The sequence below is a fragment of the Niveibacterium sp. genome (assembly GCF_041909475.1).
Classification (GTDB): Bacteria; Pseudomonadota; Gammaproteobacteria; order Burkholderiales; family Rhodocyclaceae; genus Niveibacterium.
Window position 1 is genome coordinate 1 of sequence record NZ_JAYRDJ010000036.1, and the last position, 15,798, is coordinate 15,798.

Annotated in this window: 13 protein-coding genes; 5 read left to right on the forward strand and 8 right to left on the reverse strand. The window is 65.8% G+C overall.

The window, feature by feature from the left end; genetic code table 11:
* Positions 1-54 precede the first annotated feature (54 nt).
* The 4 genes from ACE3P0_RS17855 (at position 55) to ACE3P0_RS17870 (ending at position 6,862) form a co-directional block, all read left to right on the forward strand.
* Entirely contained in the window at positions 55-2,154 is a 2,100-nt protein-coding gene (locus ACE3P0_RS17855; RefSeq protein WP_374404107.1) for a molybdopterin-dependent oxidoreductase, read from the forward strand.
* Positions 2,151-3,929 (forward strand): DUF885 domain-containing protein, encoded by a 1,779-nt coding sequence (locus tag ACE3P0_RS17860; protein WP_374404108.1) that lies wholly within the window; start codon positions 2,151-2,153, stop codon positions 3,927-3,929. The genes ACE3P0_RS17855 and ACE3P0_RS17860 overlap by 4 nt, the downstream gene beginning before the upstream one ends.
* A 30-nt stretch (positions 3,930-3,959) precedes the next feature.
* Positions 3,960-4,754, forward strand: coding sequence for a TIGR00266 family protein (locus ACE3P0_RS17865; protein ID WP_172203353.1), 795 nt, complete (start codon positions 3,960-3,962; stop codon positions 4,752-4,754).
* Positions 4,755-4,879: 125 nt separating this feature from the next.
* Entirely contained in the window at positions 4,880-6,862 is a 1,983-nt protein-coding gene (locus ACE3P0_RS17870) for an acetoacetate--CoA ligase (RefSeq protein ID WP_374404109.1), read from the forward strand.
* Here the strand turns inward: ACE3P0_RS17870 and ACE3P0_RS17875 are convergent.
* From ACE3P0_RS17875 to gatC, 8 genes are all read right to left on the reverse strand, one after another.
* The gene (locus tag ACE3P0_RS17875) at positions 6,854-7,300 is read right to left on the reverse strand and encodes a GNAT family N-acetyltransferase (protein WP_374404110.1); all 447 of its coding nucleotides are present in this window, start codon (positions 7,298-7,300) and stop codon (positions 6,854-6,856) included. The two genes, ACE3P0_RS17870 and ACE3P0_RS17875, sit on opposite strands and share 9 nt — an antisense overlap.
* Positions 7,301-7,371: 71 nt before the next feature.
* On the reverse strand, positions 7,372-8,553 hold the full coding sequence (locus ACE3P0_RS17880) for an ABC transporter substrate-binding protein (RefSeq protein ID WP_374404111.1): 1,182 nt from the start codon (positions 8,551-8,553) through the stop codon (positions 7,372-7,374).
* Positions 8,554-8,864: 311 nt separating this feature from the next.
* Positions 8,865-10,325, reverse strand: a complete 1,461-nt coding sequence (gatB, locus tag ACE3P0_RS17885) for an Asp-tRNA(Asn)/Glu-tRNA(Gln) amidotransferase subunit GatB (protein ID WP_374404112.1) — start codon at positions 10,323-10,325, stop codon at positions 8,865-8,867.
* Positions 10,326-10,382: 57 nt separating this feature from the next.
* Complete coding sequence (locus tag ACE3P0_RS17890) at positions 10,383-10,979, reverse strand: hypothetical protein (protein WP_374404113.1); 597 nt, start codon at positions 10,977-10,979, stop codon at positions 10,383-10,385.
* Positions 10,980-10,981: 2 nt separating this feature from the next.
* The gene (locus ACE3P0_RS17895; protein ID WP_374404114.1) at positions 10,982-11,611 is read right to left on the reverse strand and encodes a LysE family transporter; all 630 of its coding nucleotides are present in this window, start codon (positions 11,609-11,611) and stop codon (positions 10,982-10,984) included.
* Positions 11,608-13,104, reverse strand: coding sequence for an Asp-tRNA(Asn)/Glu-tRNA(Gln) amidotransferase subunit GatA (gene gatA, locus ACE3P0_RS17900; RefSeq protein ID WP_374404115.1), 1,497 nt, complete (start codon positions 13,102-13,104; stop codon positions 11,608-11,610). Before gatA ends, ACE3P0_RS17895 begins: the two co-directional genes overlap by 4 nt.
* Before the next feature lie 27 nt (positions 13,105-13,131).
* Positions 13,132-14,118 (reverse strand): aldo/keto reductase, encoded by a 987-nt coding sequence (locus tag ACE3P0_RS17905; protein ID WP_374404116.1) that lies wholly within the window; start codon positions 14,116-14,118, stop codon positions 13,132-13,134.
* Positions 14,119-14,131: 13 nt separating this feature from the next.
* Positions 14,132-14,419, reverse strand: a complete 288-nt coding sequence (gene gatC, locus ACE3P0_RS17910) for an Asp-tRNA(Asn)/Glu-tRNA(Gln) amidotransferase subunit GatC (protein WP_374404117.1) — start codon at positions 14,417-14,419, stop codon at positions 14,132-14,134.
* Positions 14,420-14,651: 232 nt separating this feature from the next.
* On the opposite strand from gatC, the gene ACE3P0_RS17915 reads away from it, so the two are divergent.
* Entirely contained in the window at positions 14,652-15,695 is a 1,044-nt protein-coding gene (locus ACE3P0_RS17915) for a rod shape-determining protein (protein WP_374404118.1), read from the forward strand.
* Positions 15,696-15,798: the final 103 nt, after the last annotated feature.

Consider the following 15,798-nt stretch of genomic DNA (forward strand, 5'->3'; position numbering starts at 1 on the left):
GGAACACATAGAATCTCGCTTTCCGGCTACCCGCCGGCCCCCTGAGCGAGCGCCATGAGCGAAACCACCCCCACCGCCGGCAAGCACGTCGTCCGAGCGGCCTGCCCCCACGACTGCCCCGACACCTGCGGCATGCTCGTCACGGTCGAAGACGGCCGGGCCACCAAGATTCAAGGTGCCCCGGATCTGCCGATCACCAACGGCGCGCTGTGCACCAAGGTCGCCTTCTACCTCGAACGCACTTACTCCGAACAGCGCCTGCAATACCCGATGAAGCGGGTTGGCAAGAAGGGCGAGGGCAAGTTCGAGCGCATCAGCTGGGATGAGGCGCTCGACACCATCGCCACCAAGTTCAAGCAGATCGCCGCGGACGACCCGCGCGCAATCACGCCCTACAGCTACGCCGGCACCATGGGCCTGGTGCAGGGCAGTTCGATGGACCGGCGCTTTTTCCACCGCCTCGGTGCCAGCCTCCTCGCCCGCACGATCTGCGCTGAAGCCGGCTTCCAGGGCTACAAAGCCACCATCGGCGCGACGCTGGGCACCGACCCGGAAGCCTTCGCGGACGCGCCCTACATCATCATCTGGGGCGCCAACCCGGTGGTGTCGAACCTGCACCTGTGGAGCCGGGTGCAGGAAGCCAAGCGGCGCGGCGCGCGCGTGGTCTGCATCGACCCGCTGCGCACCCAGACCGCGGAGAAGTGCCACTGGCACCTGCAGCCCTACCCCGGTACTGACGGCGCGCTGGCGCTGGCGATCATGCATGTGCTGGTGCGCGACGACCTGCTCGATCACGACTACATCCGCGACTACACGCTGGGCTTCGATGCGCTGGCCAAGCGCGTGCGCGAGTGGACGCCCGAACGCGCCGCGCGCGAAACCGGGCTCGCCGCCGCCGACATCGAACAACTGGCGCGCGAGTACGGCACGGCCAAGCCCGCCGCGATTCGCGTCAACTACGGGCTTAACCGCTGCGCCGGTGGTGGCAGCGCGATGCGCGCGATCACCTGCCTGCCGGCGTTGACCGGTCACTGGCGCCACGCTGCGGGCGGCGTGCTGCTCTCCACCTCCGGTACCTACGCGGTGGATGGCCTCGCGCTGGAGCGCCCCGACCTCTATCCGGAAGACCCGCGCTTCCCGCCGCGCACGATCAACATGAGCACGATCGGCGACGAGCTGCTGCATCGCGACGACCCGAAGCTGCGCGCGATCATGGTCTACAACTCCAACCCGGTCGCGGTAGCGCCGGACTCCAACAAGGTACGCGCCGGCTTCGGCCGCGAAGACCTGTTCGTGGTGGTGCACGAGCTGTTCCAGACCGACACGGCCGACTACGCCGACATCCTGCTGCCCGCCACCAGCCAGCTCGAACACTGGGATGTGCACAAGAGCTACGGCCACCTGAACGCGCTGGCCAACGTGCCCGCGATTGCGCCGCTTGGCGAGGCTCGGCCCAACACCTGGGTGTTCCGCGAACTCGCAAAGCGCATGGGTTTCACCGAGCCCTGCTTCAGCGAGGACGACGAGGCCATCGCCGCGCAGGCCTTCCGCAAGGACCACCCGCGCAACGCCGGTTTCGACTGGGAGACCATGAAGCGCGACGGCTTCCAGCGCATGGCGCTGCCAACGCCGTTCGCCCCCTTTGCTAAGGGCGGCTTCCCGACGCCTTCGGGCAAGTGCGAGTTTTACTCCGCCTCGCTTGAGGCACAGGGCCACGACCCGCTGCCGACCTACGTGCCTCCGCACGAGGGGCCAACCTCCAACCCGGCGCTGGCGGCAAACTACCCGCTCGCCTTCATCAGCCCACCTGCGCGCAACTTCCTCAACACCACGTTCGCCAACATCCCGCGCTTTTTGAAGGCCGAGGGCAAGCCCTGGCTCGACATGCATCCGCAAGACGCCGCCGCGCGCAACCTGGCCGACGGCCAGCGTGTGCGCATCTTCAACGACCGTGGGGCCTTCCACGCAACGTTGAGGGTGGACGCGGCACAGCCCGGTGTCCGCGCCGGCGTGGTCAGCGCGCCGTCGATCTGGTGGCAGAAACTCTCCGGCGACGGTGAAAACGCCAACGCGGTGACCTCGCAAGCGCTCACCGACCTGGGCAACGGCCCGACCTTCTACGACTGCCTGGTGCAAGTGGAGGCCGCAGCGTGAAGAAGCCCGAGATGCGCCATTCGGTCGCCGCCGCGCTGATCGCCAGCCTGTTTGCTGCGGCGCCGCCGGCGAATGCCGATGTGGCGCCGGTTGTGCCCACCAATCCCGTCTCGCGCGCCGATGCGAGCTTCGACACCTTCAAGCAGGGCTTCATCGACGCCCTGCTGACACAAAACCCGGAATGGGCCTTGCAGGTCGGCCAGTATCGCGACGCGCAGCGCCTCGCCATTCCGGACCCCGCGGCAGACCTTGCGTTCGCACAGAAATGGCTCGGGCAACTCGCGCGCCACCCGGTCGGGCAATTGTCCGAATCGAACCGCGTCGACCGCGCGTTGATCGAGAACCAGCTACGCAGCATCCAGTGGTACCGCAGCCAATTCCGCAACCTGGAATGGGATCCGAGCGAATGGAATATCGGCGAAGGCTTCTCGATCCTGCTGACGCGCGACTACGCGCCGCGCGACGCCCGCCTGCTCGCGATCTCGGCCCGCCTCGCACAGGTACCGGCTTACTACACGGCAGCCCGGCACACAGTGCGTCGCCCGACGCTGGAACACACGCGACTCGCGATCCAGCAAAGCCAGGGCGTGCTCGATCTGCTTGGCGCGCCGCTCGAATCGGCGATCAACGACTCGACGCTCGACGAAGCGCGCCTTGCCGAGCTGCGCACGCGCGCGTCGCTCGCGCGGCAAGCGGTGCGTGAATGGATCGCCCATCTCGAAACGATGCTGCCGCGCCTGACGCGCGGCGAGGCACGCAGCTTCCGCATCGGGCCAGCGCTGTATGCGCGCAAGTTCGCCTACGACATCCAGACCGATCTGACACCGACGCAGCTCTACCGCGCCGCGCTGACCGAGAAGGAGCGCCTGCACGCGAAGATGGATGCGCTCGCCGCAACACTGTGGCCCAAGTATTTCGCCGATACGCCGCTGCCTGCCACGCGGCTGGAGCGCATCAGCCAGCTGATCGGCAAGCTCTCGGAACGTCACGTCGCGGCAGGGGAATTCGTCGACGAAGTGAAGCGGCAGATCCCGCAGCTCGAAGCCTGGGTGCGCGATCATGACTTGCTGACGCTGGACCCGGACAAACCGCTGCAGGTGCGCGAGACACCGCTGCACAAACGCGGCGTGGCCGGCGCTTCGATCGATGCCCCCGGGCCTTTCGATCCGGCAGCGACCACCTGGTACAACGTCGATCCGCTCGACAACGAGCCCGCCGCCGAGCAGGAAAGCACCCTACGCGAATACAACCACTGGATGCTGCAGATCCTCAACATCCACGAAGCGGTGCCTGGCCACTACGCGCAGCTGGTCTACGCCAACCGCTCGCCCAGCCTGGTGAAAAGCCTGCTCGGCAACGGCGCAATGATCGAAGGCTGGGCGGTGTACGCCGAGCGGATGATGCTCGAATCCGGCTGGGGCAACCACGAGCCGGAGATGGAGCTGATCTACGCGAAGTGGGCGTTGCGGGTGGTGTGCAACACGATCCTGGACTACAGCGTGCATACGCTGGGCATGACCGAAGCGCAGGCGATGCGCCTGCTGCGCGATGAAGCCTTCCAGCAGGAAGCGGAAGCACAGGAGAAATGGCGCCGTGTGCAGCTCACCCAGGTCCAGCTGACCAGCTACTACAGCGGTTTCGCCAGCATCTACGCGCTGCGCGAGGATCTACGCCGCCGCGAGGGTGAAGCCTTCAACCTGAAAGCCTTTCATGAGCGCTTCCTGTCTTTCGGCAGCGCACCGGTGAAATACATTCGTCAGATGATGCTGCACTGAAGCGGCACGAATCCAAAAGGAGAGACCACCATGGCCATGGATGTTGTGGACTACGAGATCAAGGGCGACGCGATGCAGTTCGTCGAGATCGAACTCGATCCCGGCGAGGCGGCGATCGGCGAAGCCGGCGCGATGATGTTCATGGAAGACGGCATCGAGATGGACACCATCTTCGGCGACGGCTCCAGCGCGCAGCAGGGCCTCTTTGGCAAGCTGATGGGTGCGGGCAAGCGCCTGCTGACCGGCGAGTCGCTGTTCACCACGATCTTCCACAACGAAGGCAGCGGCAAGAAGCGCGTCGCCTTCGCGGCCCCCTTCCCGGGCCACATCGTGCCGGTGGATCTGGCGAAGATCGGCGGCACGCTGATCTGCCAGAAGGATTCCTTCCTCTGCGCGGCGCGCGGCGTCTCGATCGGCATCGCCTTCCAGCGCAAGCTCGGCGCAGGCCTGTTCGGCGGCGAGGGCTTCATCATGCAAAAGCTCGACGGCGATGGCATGGCCTTCGTGCACGCCGGCGGCACGCTCGTGGCGAAGGAACTGCGCGCAGGTGAAACGCTGCGGGTCGACACCGGCTGCGTCGTGGCCTATGAATCGAGCGTGGACTTCGACATCCAGTACGTCGGCCGCATCAAGAGCGCGCTGTTCAGTGGTGAAGGCCTGTTCTTCGCCACGCTGCGCGGCCCCGGCAAGATCTGGCTGCAATCGCTGCCGCTGTCGCGCATGGCCAACCGCATCGTGATGGCTGCACCAGCGGCGGGCGGGCAGTCGCGCGAGGAAGGCTCGGTACTGGGCGGCCTCGGCCGCCTGCTCGACGGCGACAACTGATCGCCCACGATCCGCCGCGCGCTCCGGCGCCGGCGGATCGCGCCAGATAGTCGCCGCGGCGCCTGACGCCAGCATGACAGTCCGCGCATGATGCGCCGATCTGCATTCATGAACGGAGACGACGGATGGAAGATCAGATCGCCTGGCGCCCTTCCGACGCAATGATCAAGGCCGCGCGCATCACCGCGTTCGGCGACTGGCTGGCCCGCGAACGCGGGCTGTGCTTCGATGACTACGCGCAGCTGTGGCAATGGTCGGTGGACGATCCTGATGCGTTCTGGTGCGCCGTGTGGGACTGGTTCGACATCCGTGCCGATGCGCCGCGTGGTCACGCGCTGGCCGACGCGACGATGCCGGGCGCAACATGGTTTCCCGGCGTACGGCTCAATTACGTCGATCAAGTCTTCCGCCACGCCAGCGATCAGCGCCCAGCGATCGTGTTCCGCAACGAGGCTGGCGATGCACGTGAAGTGTCATGGGCGGCACTGCAACGCGAAGTCGCGGCGCTGGCGGCGTCGCTGCGCGCGATGGGCATCGGCCCTGGCGACCGCGTTGTCGCCTACATGCCCAACATCCCGGAAACCGTCAGCGCCTTCCTCGCTGTCGCGAGCCTCGGCGCAGTGTGGTCGATCTGCTCGCCAGACATGGGCCGCGTCGCGGTGCTGGACCGCTTCCGCCAGATCGCGCCGAAAGCGATGCTGGCCGTCGACGGCTACCGCTACGGCGGCAAGACGCACGACCGACGCGAGCTGGTCGCCGAACTGCTCACCGAGCTCCCCACGGTAGCGCATCTCGTGCTGCTGCCGCAGCTCGATGCAGTGATCGACGCGACGAGATTCCGTAACGGCGTCAGCTGGGCCAGCGTCACGCAGGGCGATGCGCCGCTCGTCAGCACGCCAGTACCCTTCGACCACCCGTTGTGGGTGGTGTATTCCTCCGGCACCACCGGGCTACCCAAACCGATGGTGCATGGGCAGGGCGGCGTGGTGCTGGAGCATGTAAAGCTCGCCGGCCTGCACCTGGATCTCGGCCCGCACGATCGCTACCACTGGTTCAGCAGTACCAGCTGGATGATGTGGAACGCGCAGATCGCCGGCCTGCTCGTCGGGGCGACGATCTGCATTTACGACGGCAGCCCCGGCTACCCGGATCTCACTGCGCTGTGGCGCTTCGCTGGCGAAAGCCGCGTGAGCTATTTCGGCGCCGGCGCGGCCTTCTATGCCTCCTGCCAGAAAGCCGATATTCACCCGGCCGAAGTGGCCGATCTTTCCGCACTGCGCGGCCTCGGCTCGACCGGCTCGCCCCTTTCGCCCGAGAACTACCAGTGGCTGTACGACGCGGTGCGCAGCGACATCTGGATCAGCCCGATCTCGGGCGGCACCGATATCGTCAGCGCCTTCGTCGGCGGTGTGCCGACGCTGCCCGTGGTGCGTGGCGAAATGCAGTGCCGCTGCCTCGGCGCACGCATCGAGGCCTTCGACGAAGCGGGCAAGGCCTTGCACGACGAAGTCGGGGAACTCGTCTGCACTGCGCCGATGCCCTCGATGCCGCTCTACTTCTGGAACGATGCGGGCAACCGACGCTATCGCGACAGTTACTTCGATGTGTACCCCGGCATCTGGCGCCACGGCGACTGGGTGCGCATCACGCCGCGCGGCGGCGCGGTGATCTATGGCCGCTCGGACGCCACAATCAACCGCCACGGCATCCGCATGGGCACGAGCGAGCTGTATCGCGCAGTGGAAGACCTGCCGCAGGTGATCGACAGCCTCGTCGTGGACCTCGAATACCTGGGGCGCAAATCCTACATGCCGCTGTTCGTCGTGCTGCGGGAAGGCGACTCGCTGACGTCGGCGCTCGAAGGGGCGATCCGCGAACGGATCAAGCAGGCACTGTCCGCGCGCCATGTGCCGAACGACATCTTTCAGGTCGCAGCGATTCCGCGCACGATGTCCGGCAAGAAGATGGAGCTGCCGATCAAGAAACTGATGATGGGCCAGCCGCTCGACAAGGTCGCCAACCCGGACACCATGGCCAACCCTGACAGCCTCGCCTGGTTCATCGACTTTGCGCGACGGCGCACCGAACGCAGCGGCGCCTCAGACTGAGGTGTAGATGCTGGGCTGGTGGCGCTCCATGTAGCGATCGGGTGCCGCCAGCTCGGTAAAGCCGTATCGCGCGTACAGGCCGTGCGCGTCGCCGGTTACCAACACCATGCGGCGCAGGCCTTGCAGCTCGGGATGCGCGACGACCGCATCCATCAACTGTTTCGAATAGCCCTGCCCGCGGTGCGCAGGCAACACGAACACATCGGCCAGATAGGCAAACGTCGCCCTGTCGGTGATCACACGGCCGAACGCGACTTGCACATCACCCAGAAAACCGCCGAAGCACAGCGAGTTCGCCACCGCGCGATCGAACACCTCACGCGGCAGACCCTTCGACCAGTAAGCTTCTTGCGACAGGAAGCGATACACGCCGTCGAAATCGAACTCGGTCAGCGTGGTCGAAATGCGCAGCGGCGTAGCAGGCGGAAATCCTGACATCGGGGCAACTCCAGACATGACGCCGCATGCTACGGCGCGCCAAGGCCCGCATACAACCCACCGTGCGCGCCTCAGCGCACCAGCTCGCCCTGCCTGCCCAGGATGGCTACCTCGACGAAGCGCGAGCCTTGACGTGATGCCCCTCCGAACGAGATGTCGAAACCGCCGATGTCGAAACCACGCAAGCCCTGCAGCGCCGCGCCCAGGCGCGCCGGATCGGCATTGCTGCCAGCCCGACGCAAGCCTTCGATCAACACCTGCGCCGACACATAGCCTTCAAGCATCACGGAATTCACCGTGAATTCAGCGGCGTCCTCCTCGCTCGCGCCGCCGAGTTTGAGGTCGTTCGCAAAGCGCCGCAGCAGCGCCGCGCTGGCACTACCCGCGGCGGGCACCGTCTGTGTGATCAGCAAGCCGCGGGCACGATCGCTGCCGACCCGCTCCGCGATCCATCGCCCGTCGGCCGACGACAGCGCCATCATCACCGCATGGCGCGGATCGCGCTGGTAGCTGGCCACCATGGCGGCCATCAGGGTGGGATCGGTCACCGCGAACAGCACGGCCTGATGCGGCACACGCAGCACCGCGTCGATCGCCTCGCGCACATTCGGCAGTTCGTGTGCCTGGGTGTCGCGCTTGGCCTTGTTGTCGTGCGCCACGCGCGCAACGAGCCGCAAGCCGTGCTGCGCCGCGAGCGCATCGGCCAGCGCAAGGATCTCGGTACCCACCTCGTCCTTCTGATGTACCAGCGCCACCTCGCGCATGCCCGACATTTCGCAATGCTGGAACAAGGCCTTGATCTCGTCGCGATAGCCGGCGCGCGTCACGAACACCTGAGCGGAGCCGGACTCCAGCACCCTCGCAACCCCCGCACGCGGCCCCACCAGCGGAAGACCAAGCGCTTCGGGCAGGCGGGCTTGCAGCAACGCCAGACTCGCTTCATTGCTGCTGAGCCCGAACAGCGCAATCGGTTTGGTTTGTTCCACCAGTGCGCGCGTTGCGGCAAGCGCCTTGTCCGGCTGCTGCTCGTCGTCGCGCACGACCAGTTTCAGCTTGCGGCCGGCAACACCGCCACGCGCGTTTGCTGCGTTGAAGGCCACCATCGCGCCGGCGCGCAGATCGTTACCGATGTGTGCGCTCGATCCGCTGAAGCTCGCCACCTGCGCAACCACCCAATCGCCTGCCGCACGCGCCGGCGCGGCGCACACCATACCGATCGCCAACAGCCAGGCCAAGCTGAACCCTTTTTTCATCCCCAACACTGCGCCTCCCGAGGTTCGATTCCGTGGCCGCCCCCGCGACCGCGGCTGATACAGGCCCCACGGCTGTGCCACGGGGAGCGCGATGATAGGCATCGCCCGACGCCGCTGCCGATGCCCATTACCCCTGTCAAATTGCCCAAATTCGACAATTTTCCGAGAAACCGATCGGCAGCCCGACGCGCGGTGGCGCGGTAGCTCTCGGCAGGAACAGGCGCACCCGAACGGGGGCCCTGCGCCAGGGACGCACCAAAGCAAACGGCCGGGACATGCCCGGCCGTTTGTGTGTAGGGGTAAAGCAGGCGTCAGCCGCCGAGTTTCTTCTTCAGCAACTCATTGACCTGCGCCGGCGAGGCCTTGCCCTTGCTCGCCTTCATGACCTGGCCCACCAGCGCGTTGAAGGCCTTCTCCTTGCCGGCGCGGAACTCCTCCACCGACTTCTGGTTGGCCGCCAGCACCTCGTCGATGATCGGCTCGATCGCAGACAAATCGGTGACCTGCTTGAGGCCCTGCTTCTCGATCGCCTCGTCAGCACTCGTCGCGTCACCATTCCACAAGGCATCAAAAACCTTCTTGGCGGCCGAGTTCGAGATCGTGCTGTCGGCAATGCGTGCGAGCATGCCAGCCAGCTGCGCGGGCTTGACCGGCGCATCGGTGATGTCGCGGCCTTCCTTGTTCAGACGCGCGGCCAGCTCGCCCATCACCCAGTTGGCCGCGGGCTTTGCCGATGCCGCGCCGACGATGGCAACTGTGTCGACGTAGTACTGCGCCATCTCGCGGCTGGCGGTGAGCGTTGCCGCGTCGTAGGCGGAGAGCTGGTACTCGCCACGGAAGCGTTCCTGCAGGGCGGCCGGCAGCTCGGGCAACTCGCCCTTCACGCGTGCGATCCATTCGTCGGAAATCACCAGCGGCAGCAGATCGGGGTCGGGGAAGTAGCGGTAGTCCTGCGCGTCTTCCTTGCTGCGCATCGCGCGGGTTTCACCTGCGTCCGGGTCGAACAGCACGGTGGCCTGCTGAATCGTGCCGCCGTCTTCCAGGGTTTCGATCTGGTAGGCGATCTCGGCTTCGATCGCCTCCTTGAGGAAGCGGAAGCTGTTGAGGTTTTTCACTTCGCGGCGCGTACCGAGCTTCTCGGTGCCCTTCTTGCGCACCGATACGTTGGCGTCGCAGCGGAAGGAGCCTTCCTGCATGTTGCCGTCGGAAATATCGATCCAGCGCACCAGCGAATGCAGCGCGCGGGCGTAGGCAACGGCCTCGTCACTCGACCGCATCACCGGCTCGGTGACGATCTCCAGCAAGGGCGTGCCGGCGCGGTTCAGGTCGATGCCCGACATGCCGTGGAAGTCTTCGTGCAGCGACTTGCCGGCGTCTTCCTCAAGGTGCGCGCGGGTCAGCTCGATGACCTTCTCGTAGGCCTTGTCGCCCTCGCCGACCTGCACCGTGATCGTGCCGCCCTGCACCACCGGCAGCTCGTACTGGCTGATCTGGTAGCCCTTCGGCAGGTCGGGGTAGAAGTAGTTCTTGCGCGCGAAGATCGAAGTCGGCGCGACCTTGGCACCGATCGCCAGCCCGAAGCGGATCGCACGCTCGACCGCGCCGCGGTTCAAGACCGGCAGCACGCCCGGCAGCGCGATGTCGATCGCCGAGGCCTGGCGGTTCGGCTCGGCGCCGAAGGCGGTGGAACTGCCGGAAAAGATCTTCGATTGCGTCGAGAGCTGAACGTGTGTTTCCAGCCCGATCACGACTTCCCAGTCGGCTCTGCTCATTTCGTGTCTTCCAATCTCGGTGCTGCACAACTTGCAGCGCCGCATCTCAAATCAGGTTCAGTTGCAACGGTTTACCCGCCGGTCGTACAGGATCGGCAGGATGTAATCCATCGTCGATGACGGTTTGCAGTACTGCTCGCAGTTGCTGTAGGCCAGCGTCACCTTGGGGCCCTGCTCCCACATCCGCAGCGTGCAGCGGCCACTGCGCGCCTTCAGTTCGACCGACGGCATGCGCTGCGTCTGCGTGAAATCGGGCAGCGCGAATTCGCACACACCGCCCTGCGGCGTCGCCAGCCGCGTGCGCAGGTAATGCACATTGCCGTCAGCGACTTCGATATCGGCCTGCGCGGTGTGGTGCCGTTCGTCGTGCGCCGCGCAGCGGAACGTCACATTGAGCGGCTTGGCTTCCATTGCCTTCTTGGGCCGCCCGACAGCCGGCGCGGCGGGGCTGGGTGGCGTCGGCTTCAGCGGCACTGCGGGCAGCGGGCGGTCCGCACCCTTGCCGCTCGGCGCCTTCTCGGCCATCACCGGCGGCTTGGCCGGTTCGAACACTTCGTCCTCGCCTTTCTTGCCGACCTTTTCCGTCGCGCAAGATGCCAGCAAGGCGAGACTCAGCGCCACCGCCACACGACGCGCCACCTGGGACACCCGCACGCTCATGCTGCGCGTTTGAAGTTCGCCAGCAGCAGCCCGACACACACGAACAGACTGCCGAAGAAACGGTTGGTCCAGCGGATGTGATTCGGGTCGCGCAGCGCCGCCAGCACGCGCGCCGCGAGCAAGGTGTAGCCGCTCATGACGACCGCGTCGGTGAAGAACAGCGTGCCGGCGCAGATCAGGTACTGCAGCGCCTGCGGCGCGTGCGGATCAATGAACTGCGGCAGCACTGCGAGCATGAAGATGATGCCCTTCGGATTGCTCGCATTCACAAGGAAGCCACGCAGCACCAGCGCGCCGCGCGCCGCCGGCACCACCTCACCGGCATCCTCCACCAGCGGCTTCGGCTCTGCCCGCCACTGCTGCACACCCAGCCAGATCAGGTAGGCCACGCCAAACCACTTGATCGCCATGAAGGCCACGTTCGAGGCCGCGAGGATCGCGCCCAGGCCGAGTGCGACGACCAACACCAGCAGCCCGACGCCCATCTGCAAGCCGAGGATGTTCCAGGCCCCGCGGCGGAAGCCGTAGCGCAGGCCCGCAGTCATGCACGACAGCGCGCCGGCACCCGGCGACAGGCTGATCAGCCACGACGCTGCGAAGAACGCGAGCCAGGTTTCGAGTTTCACAGCGCCGGCGCCTTGGCGTGGAAGTCCGTCGCTTGCTGGAAGCGGTGTGCGATTTCCAGCATGCGTGCTTCATCGAAGTAGTTGCCGATCATCTGCAGCCCGACCGGCAGACCGCCCGCGCCGAAGCCGCAGGGAATCGACATCGCCGGCAGGCCGGCAAGGTTGATCGCGACGGTGTAGATGTCCGCAAGGTACATCTGCACCGGGTCGTCCGCCATCTGGCCGATCGGCCAGGCGGTGGTCGGGCTGGCCGGCCCAAGCAGCACATCGCACTGCGACAGCGCGGCCTTGAAGTCTTCCGCGATCAGGCGGCGCAGTTTCAGGGCCTTGAGGTAGTAAGCGTCGTAGTAGCCGTGCGACAGCACATAGGTGCCGACCATGATGCGGCGCTGCACTTCGCGGCCGAAGCCTTCCGACCGGCTACGCATGTACATCGCCTCAAGCGCCGACGTCTTGTCGTTGACCAAGTCGCGGTATTCCGCGGCGCGGTGTCCGTAGCGCACGCCGTCGAAACGGCTGAGGTTGGAGCTCGCCTCGGCCGGCGCGATCACGTAGTAAGCCGGGATCGCCAGTTCGGTCTTAGGCAGGCTGACTTCGACGCGCACGGCGCCGAGCTTCTCCATCTCGCGGATCGCAGTTTCGATCGCGTCGCGCACATCGGCGGCGAGGCCGTCACCGAAGTATTCCTTCGGCACGCCCAGGCGCACGCCAGCGAGCGGCTTGGCCGGATCGGCCGGGGCTTTCGCGAGCAGGCGGGTGTAGTCCTCGGTTTCGCGCTCGGCCGAGGTCGAATCCTTCTCGTCGAAGCCGGCAAAGGCGTTGAGCAGGATCGCGCAGTCCTCGGCGCTCTTTGCGAAGGGGCCGCCCTGGTCGAGCGAGGACGCATAGGCCACCATGCCCCAGCGCGATACGGCGCCGTAGGTGGGCTTCAGGCCGGTCACGCCGCACAGCGAGGCGGGCTGACGAATCGAACCACCGGTGTCGGTACCGGTGATCGCCGGCGCCAGGCGCGCCGCCACCGCTGCCGCGGAGCCGCCCGAAGAGCCGCCGGGTACGCGCGACACATCCCACGGGTTCTTCACCGCGCCGTAGGCCGAGTGCTCGTTGGTCGAGCCCATCGCGAATTCGTCGCAGTTGGTCTTGCCCAGCATCACGGTGCCGGCGGCCTTCAGACGCGACACCACGGTGGCGTCGTAGGGGCTGACGAAATTCGACAGGATCTTCGAGCCGCAGGTCGTCAGCACGCCTTCGGTACAGAAAATGTCCTTATGCGCGATCGGGATGCCGGCGAGCGGGCCCACCGCCCCCGCAGTGCGTGCGGCATCGGCAGCGGCGGCCTGCGCCAGTGCACCCTCACGGTCGACCGTGATGAAGGCGTTGAGCGAAGGGTTCAGCGCCGCGATGCGGTCGAGGAAGGTCTGCGTCAGTTCGACGCTGGAAAACTGTTTTGCCGAGAGGCCGGCAGCAAGCTGTTTGAGGCTCAGTTCAAGCACGTTGGATCCGTGTGGCAGTGCCCGCGATCACCAGAGGTGGTGCACCGAAGGCTTGATCAATCGTTCGTAGATATCGCGCACCGCCGCCATCTCGGCCTCGGTGAGCGCACGCAGTCCTTCGACGGCGAGGTTGGCGTCGAGCTGGTCGGGGCGCGAGGCACCCGGGATCACCGTGGACACTTGCTGGAACATCAGCACCCAGCGTAGCGCCCACAGCGCCAGCGGCGTGTGGTCCGGGAATACGCGCTTGAGCTCCTCCACCGCCTGCAGGCCCAGTTCATAGGGCACGCCGGAGAAGGTCTCGCCCTTGTCGAAGGCGGCCCCGTCACGGTTGAAGTGGCGATGATCTTCCGCACCAAACGTGGTGTCGCGACCGAATTTGCCCGACAGCAGGCCACTCGCCAGCGGCACCCGCACAATCACGCCGATGTCGCGCTTCGCGGCCTGCTCGAAGAACAAGCCGGCTGGGCGATGGCGGAACATGTTGAAGATGATCTGCACCGTGGTGACGTTCGGATACTCGATCGCCTTCAGCGCTTCCTCGACCTTCTCGACGCTGACGCCGAGATTGAGGATCTTGCCTTCGCGCTTGAGGTCATCGAACAGGCCGAAGATTTCCGGCCGGTAGAACACCTCGGTCGGCGGGCAGTGCAGCTGGATCAGGTCCAGCGCTTCGAGGCCGGAGTTCTTCAGGCTCGCCTCGACGAAGCCACGCAGGCGCTCGACGGAGTAGCCGGCATTCACATGCGGAGAGACCTGGCGCCCGCATTTGGTCGCGACGAACACCCGTTCGCGGCGCGCACGCACGACGCGGCCCACGGCCGCTTCGGACATCCCCGCGGAGTAGACGTCGGCGGTGTCGATGAAGTTGATACCGGCGTCGATCGCGCGATTGAGGATCGTCTCGGCGTTGGCGTCCGAAAACGCATCGCCCCAACGGCCGCCAACCTGCCAGGTACCCAGCGCGATCTCGGAAACCTCAAAACCGGTCTTGCCCAGCCTGCGTTGCTGCATGGCAACCTCCCGCTTACTCGATGACCTTCGGAACCAGGTAGAGACCTTCTTCCGCCTGTGGCGCCACGGCCTGGTAGGCGTCGCGACGATCGGTTTCCGAAACGCGGTCTTCGCGCAGGCGCTGCGCTACAGCCTGGGGGTGATAAAGCGGTTCGACACCGGTGGTATCGACGGCCTGCATGCGTTCGATCAGGCCGAAAATCCCGTTGAGCTTTTCCTGCGAGGCCGCGGCCTCCTGTTCGTCCAGCTCGAGCCGGGCAAGCCGCGCGATGCGGTGAACGTCGTCGTGAGTCAGCGACATGGCCGGAATTTCATTCAAAACAAGGAATTGAATAGGTTATCATAGACCCTTTACCCGCCCTAGCCGGACGGGTGCAGGGCACCGTCGAACGGCGGTTTGCAGCCAAGCGAGGCCACTTTGGCCCACTGATCGGCCGCCCCGGTTCGCGACATCCGCAGCCGGCCATGCGCCACAAGGGCGCACCCCGCACCGCCCCGGGCACCCCCCAGACAAAACACGGATTTACTCAGACATGTTCGGATTCCTGCGTTCTTATTTTTCGAACGATCTCGCGATCGACCTCGGTACCGCCAACACCCTGATCTACGTCCGCGGCCGCGGCATCGTGCTCGACGAACCTTCGGTGGTCGCGATCCGCACCGAAGGCGGCCCGAACGCGAAGAAAACGATCCAGGCCGTGGGTTCGGCCGCCAAGCAGATGCTGGGCAAGACGCCGGGCAACATCACCGCGATCCGCCCGATGAAGGATGGCGTGATCGCCGACTTCACCGTCACCGAGCAAATGCTCAAGCAGTTCATCAAGAAGGTGCATCCTTCGTCGATGCTGGCGCCGAGCCCGCGCATCATCATCTGCGTGCCCTGCGGCTCGACCCAGGTTGAGCGTCGCGCGATCCGCGAATCGGCACTGGGCGCTGGCGCTTCGCAAGTGTTTCTGATCGAAGAACCGATGGCCGCCGCAATTGGCGCCGGCTTGCCGGTTGCGGATGCGACCGGTTCGATGGTGGTCGACATCGGCGGCGGCACCACCGAGGTGGGCGTCATCGCGCTCGGCGGCACGGTGTTCGCGAACTCGGTGCGTGTCGGCGGTGACAAGTTCGACGAAGCGATCGTGAACTACATCCGCCGCAACTACGGCATGTTGATCGGTGAAACCACCGCCGAGAACATCAAGAAGGAAATCGGTTCGGCCTTCCCGGGCTCCGAAGTCCGCGAAATGGAAGTCAAAGGCCGCAACCTCGCCGAAGGCATCCCGCGCGGCTTCACGATCTCCAGCAACGAGATCCTCGAAGCGCTGGCCGATCCGCTCAACTCCATCGTGTCCGCCGTGAAAAACGCGCTCGAGCAGACCCCGCCGGAACTCGGCGCTGACATCGCCGAGCGCGGCATGGTGCTGACCGGTGGCGGCGCGCTGCTGCGCGACCTCGACCGTCTGCTGATGGAAGAAACCGGCCTGCCGGTGATCGTCGCCGACGATCCGCTGACCTGCGTGGTGCGCGGTTCGGGCATGGCGCTCGAAAAGATGGACAAGCTCGGCAACATCTTCGCCAACGAGTAAGCTCGCCGCGAAGCAAGCCACCCGGCAGCGCGCGCGTGAAGCGCGCGTTGCCCGTTCACCCCACGCCGCAGGCTTTCCGCACGCGAACCGAAGCGCCCAGACA